We start from the raw sequence: 4,887 nt of genomic DNA on the forward strand, positions 1-4,887 counted from the left end.
GCGGGATTTAAAGAAATATGTAACGGAGTTGAGTAAGGAGCAAATTGAAGAACAAATTATTGAATTGTACCTTAAATTTCCAGAAGTAAAAACGTATTACGACTTTGTTTTTAATCCTAATGAAGATAAACTACTGCGTGAAGCAAAAGTTAAAATTAGCAATGAATATTTTCCAATAAATGGAAAACGCCCAAAGATGCGTCGTTCAACTGCACAGAAAATCATCAAACATTTTAGAACTTTAGGCGTTGATGCATATGTTGTGGCCGACATTATGTTGTACAACATCGAGATTGCACAAGTATTTTCGGGGAGTAATCGAATAGGAAGCGACACTTTTTACAAAAGTTTTTATACTTCGTTCAGTCAAAGTGTTTCTTTTTTGATTGCGCAAGGAATTTTAGACGATTTTAAAGAGCGGTTGAATAAAATTACCCAAACAAGTATTCAACAAAAGTGGTACAACTACTATGAATTTTCTGCTATTCTAGAACGCTTAGACTATTAGGTTGAAAAGTTTTTTTTTCTAATAAAAAATTAAATGGTGTTGCTATTGCTTTATTTAGGTGTATTTTTGCAAAAATCACACCTATTTTCATGCTAGACATCAGCCCAATTGTACAAAACGAAGAAAAAAAAATACTTTACGACTACCAAAAAAACGATATTGATGCCATTTTTGAAAGAATGGACAATACTCCGTCGAACTATCATTTGCTGTACCAACTCCCGACGGGTGGCGGAAAGACGGTAATTTTCTCAGAAATTGTTAGGCGTTATTTAGAATACCACGATAAGAAAGTAGTGGTTTTAACGCATCGAATTGAACTTTGCAAGCAAACGTCGAAAATTTTAAAAGGATTTGGCGTAAAAAATAAAGTCATCAACAGCAAAATCAAGTTACTTGAAGACCAAGAAGATTATTCATGTTTTGTGGCAATGGTGGAAACCCTAAAAAACCGTTTGAACGATGAACTTTTGGCCATTGAAAATGTTGGTTTAGTAATTATTGATGAGGCACATTACAATTCGTTTCGAAAACTATTCGGTTCGTTTTTCAATGCGTTTATATTAGGAGTAACTGCAACACCGCTTAGTTCGAACATCAAAAAACCGATGAACGAAAACTACAGTGAACTTCTTATTGGGGACACTATTTCATCACTTATTGAAAAAGGTTTTTTGGCGAAAGCCATAACTTACACCTATAATGTCGGGTTGAGTTCTTTAAAAGTAGGTATTAATGGCGATTACACCGTGAAATCATCAGACGATTTATATTCCAATATGGTGATGCAAGAAATGCTTTTGCATTCTTATACCGAAAAATCTTTGGGCAAAAAAACACTAATTTTCAATAACGGAATCAACACATCTTTGTACGTTTATGAAACTTTTCGTGCAGCAGGATTTGACATTCGCCACTTAGACAACACCCATAATAACGAGGATAGAAGGGAAATTTTAAACTGGTTCAAAAAAACACCTGATGCTATTTTAACCTCTGTAGGCATTTTAACCACAGGATTTGACGAGCCTACAGTCGAAACAATAATATTGAATCGAGCTACCAAATCACTGACGCTTTATTATCAAATGATAGGTCGTGGTTCTCGAAAGTTAGAAAATAAAGACACTTTTAACGTCATTGATTTGGGAAACAATGCCGCCCGTTTCGGGTTATGGAGCGAACCTGTCAATTGGCAACATATTTTTAAATCGCCCGAATATTATCTGGAAAATTTGAGAGCAGATGACGAGATTGAGTTGCATTTCAAATATCAAATGCCATTGGAATTGCGTGCTAAATTTAAAAACACACCCGATATTGATTTTGACGTAGAAGAAGTGCACAAAAAGGCCATTGCTCAAAATGAACGGTCGAAAGTGGTTTTAGACCAGTCGTTGGAACAACACGCTATAATGTGTGTGTACAATACTGAATCTATTAACGAAGCCAAAATGCTGTCGAGAGAATTGGCAGACGACATTGAATGTCGAATAAAAAGATATTCGAACTGCTTGAGTCATTGCAGTAAAAATTACCGGGAATGGCTTGTAGAAGATTACAAACTCAAATTGACGTTATTAATTGGTAAAAAATATCGGGAGAAAATATTTGCCGAAGAAGATTAAATCGTGTGTTCGAAACCTTTTTTTACAATATTTCGTTTTCCAAAATGTAAAATTGCCAATGCCAAAAATGTCGAACCGATAAAAATAAGCGAAATAGGCAAAAGGCTGTCTGTTACAAAAATACCAACTGCAACAGACGCTAACGACCCCAATCCCATTTGAACCGCTCCCATAACAGCTGAGGCACTACCGGCATTTTTCTCGAAAGGTGCCAAGGAAAGTGCCGTTGTATTCGGGTTGCAAAATCCCAAACATCCTAAAAACAGAAATAGAATAACAATTACGCCGTAAAGTCCAAACCAATTGAAGTATAAACCAACTGCAAAAATAAAACTAATTAAAAACTGCAGTTTCAAACCAATGCCTATCAACTGTTCGCTTGAATAAAATCGAAGTAAATACGAATTCAACTGACTTGTGCCGATAAAACTGATGGACAGAAAAGCAAAAATCCAACCGTACATTTTAGCATCAACGGTAAAAATATCCATAAAAATTACAGGCGAACTTGCTACATAGGTAAACAATCCCGAGAAAGCAACGCCCCCCGTAAAGGCATACGTATAAAACTGGGGTTCCTTCAATACGATCAAAAAATTATTTATAATAGGTTTCGGTCGAAGTGAAATGGAAGTATCGGGTTGATAAATACTTTTCAGAAAAAATTTGGATGCCAACAATACTGCGATTCCCATAAAAGTCAAGACTAAAAAAACCATATGCCAGCCGTAATCTGCAGTAATATAGCCTCCAAGTGTTGGAGCCAACATCGGCGATAATCCCAAAACCAACATTAACTTCGCAAAAACTTTAGGAATTTCTTTTACAGGAAATAAATCTCTGACCATCGTAATCGCTGCAACCGAAGCACCGCAACTTCCAACGGCTTGAATAAAACGCAATCCAATAAAATAATCGATAGAAGTTACAAAATAACACGCAAGTGAAGCCAAAATATAGACCATCAATCCTATATATAAAGGTGTTTTTCGCCCAAAACGATCCAATAAAGGACCGTAAAGCAACTGACCCACCGAAATCCCGATAAAATAACTTGATAATGTCAATGAAACATTACTGACAGAAGTTTTTAAATCGGCAGCAATACCAGTAAAACCAGGCAAATACATATCAATTGAAAAAGGTCCAAGTGCCGTCATACTGCCAAGAACCAGTACCAATGAGAAATATTTGTTCTTATCCATTAAAAGTGTACTTTTTTTAAGCGAGCAAAGGTAATTGAAGTCAGCAAAAATAAGTACCAATTTTCAAATTGAAATTCATAAACTTTTTATAAAAAGCAGACTGAAATAGGGTAGGACTCTAAAAAGCAGTAATTTTGATATACAAAATTTTATTTTGCATATTAAATTTTTATAAATCTAAATAAACAGCGATGCATATAGTAATAGTAGGAGGTGGGTTTGCCGGAATTAATTTAGCAAAAGAGCTCACCAATGAACCTGATATTCAAGTAACTTTGATTGATAAAAATAATTACAATTTCTTTCCACCGCTTATTTATCAAGTAGCAACCGCTTATTTAGAGCCTTCGAGTATAAGCTATCCTTTTAGAAAATTTTTTGCTGGAAAAAAAAACCTAACTTTTCGATTGGGAGAAGTTTTACGGGTAAATCAAACAGAAAACACAGTCATTTTAAATAATGGGGAAGTGGAGTACGACCAACTCGTTTTTGCTTCAGGAGCCGAAACCAGTTTTTTTGGAATGGAAAATGTGCAAAAAAACGCCATTCCGATGAAAACCTTGAATGATGCAATTGAAATGCGTAATAAGTTGCTCCAAAACATGGAAAAAGCCGTGCTGACAAAAAATATTAGAGAACGCCGAAAATTATTGACTGTGGTTGTGGCAGGTGGAGGACCAACAGGAGTAGAGGTTTCTGGAATGTTAGCCGAAATGCGAAACGGTATTTTAAGAAAAGAATATCCCGAATTAGAGACAGCAGCCAGTAATTTATACCTCGTTGACGGTGGAAACGCGTTGCTTTCGCCAATGTCTGAAGCGTCTCAAAAAGACACATTTGATGCCTTAACAAAAATGGGAGTGGTGGTCAAACTCAACACGCGAGTGACTGATTTTAAAGACGATATGGTTTATTTTGGGAATGGCGAGACCATTGCAACTAAAAATTTAATTTGGGCCGCAGGAGTTTCGGCAAAACAATTTGAAGGAATTGCTGCTGAAAGTTATGGCCGAGGTCGAAGAATGGAAACCGATACTTACAACAAGGTGAAAGGAACTTCAAATGTTTTTGCTATTGGCGACACTTCGATCATGACTACTGATGTACATTTTCCAGCGGGACATCCACAAGTGGCACAAGTTGCAATTCAGCAAGGAAAAAATTTAGCCAAGAACTTCTGTAACCTTCTTCGAAATAAACCGATGACAGCTTTTTCTTATTACGACAAAGGTTCGATGGCAATTATTGGAAAAAACAAAGCAGTAGTTGACATCCCAAAACCGAAAATGCATTTCAAAGGCTTTTTTGCTTGGTTGGTTTGGTTATTTATTCACCTAATTTCACTAATAACTTACCGAAATCGACTTAAAACCTTTTATAACTGGATGGTAGCTTATTTCGCCAAAGACCAATCGTATCGTATGATTATACGACCCGAAAAAGATAGAGCAATATAAAAAGTGTGATATTTTATAAGTTTATTGCAAAAAATTGTAAGCAAAAAATGTACTAATTAACATATTTTTGACTTGTAAAAACCCAATTA

4 protein-coding genes are annotated in these 4,887 nt (G+C 35.6%); 3 read left to right on the forward strand and 1 reads right to left on the reverse strand.

Annotated features, from left to right (window positions below):
* Both ACIQ2X_RS13765 and ACIQ2X_RS13770 read left to right on the forward strand, forming a co-directional pair.
* Positions 1–508, forward strand: a 508-nt coding sequence (locus tag ACIQ2X_RS13765; protein WP_396179511.1) for a DUF6155 family protein, incomplete at its 5' end; no start/stop codon positions are given.
* A gap of 89 nt (positions 509–597) precedes the next feature.
* The gene (locus ACIQ2X_RS13770; RefSeq protein ID WP_396179512.1) at positions 598–2,136 is read left to right on the forward strand and encodes a DEAD/DEAH box helicase; all 1,539 of its coding nucleotides are present in this window, start codon (positions 598–600) and stop codon (positions 2,134–2,136) included.
* On the opposite strand, the gene ACIQ2X_RS13775 is transcribed toward ACIQ2X_RS13770, so the two are convergent.
* Positions 2,133–3,341, reverse strand: coding sequence for a multidrug effflux MFS transporter (locus tag ACIQ2X_RS13775; RefSeq protein WP_396179513.1), 1,209 nt, complete (start codon positions 3,339–3,341; stop codon positions 2,133–2,135). The two genes, ACIQ2X_RS13770 and ACIQ2X_RS13775, sit on opposite strands and share 4 nt — an antisense overlap.
* Positions 3,342–3,532: 191 nt before the next feature.
* Between ACIQ2X_RS13775 and ACIQ2X_RS13780 the strand changes: the two genes are divergently transcribed.
* Positions 3,533–4,798 carry an NAD(P)/FAD-dependent oxidoreductase gene (locus tag ACIQ2X_RS13780; RefSeq protein ID WP_396179514.1) on the forward strand — a complete coding sequence of 422 codons (1,266 nt, stop codon included), beginning with the start codon at positions 3,533–3,535 and terminating at the stop codon, positions 4,796–4,798.
* The last annotated feature ends 89 nt before the right edge of the window (positions 4,799–4,887 follow it).

Origin of the sequence: Flavobacterium sp., from assembly GCF_044368625.1 — a bacterium.
Taxonomy (GTDB): Bacteria; Bacteroidota; Bacteroidia; order Flavobacteriales; family Flavobacteriaceae; genus Flavobacterium.

Bases quoted from the DNA above. Each gene is read 5' to 3' on its own strand.
- ACIQ2X_RS13770 (WP_396179512.1), top strand. From the start codon at position 598: ATGCTAGACATCAGCCCAATTGTACAAAACGAAGAAAAAAAAATACTT.
- ACIQ2X_RS13775 (WP_396179513.1), bottom strand. From the start codon at position 3,341: ATGGATAAGAACAAATATTTCTCATTGGTACTGGTTCTTGGCAGTATG.
- ACIQ2X_RS13780 (WP_396179514.1), top strand. From the start codon at position 3,533: ATGCATATAGTAATAGTAGGAGGTGGGTTTGCCGGAATTAATTTAGCA.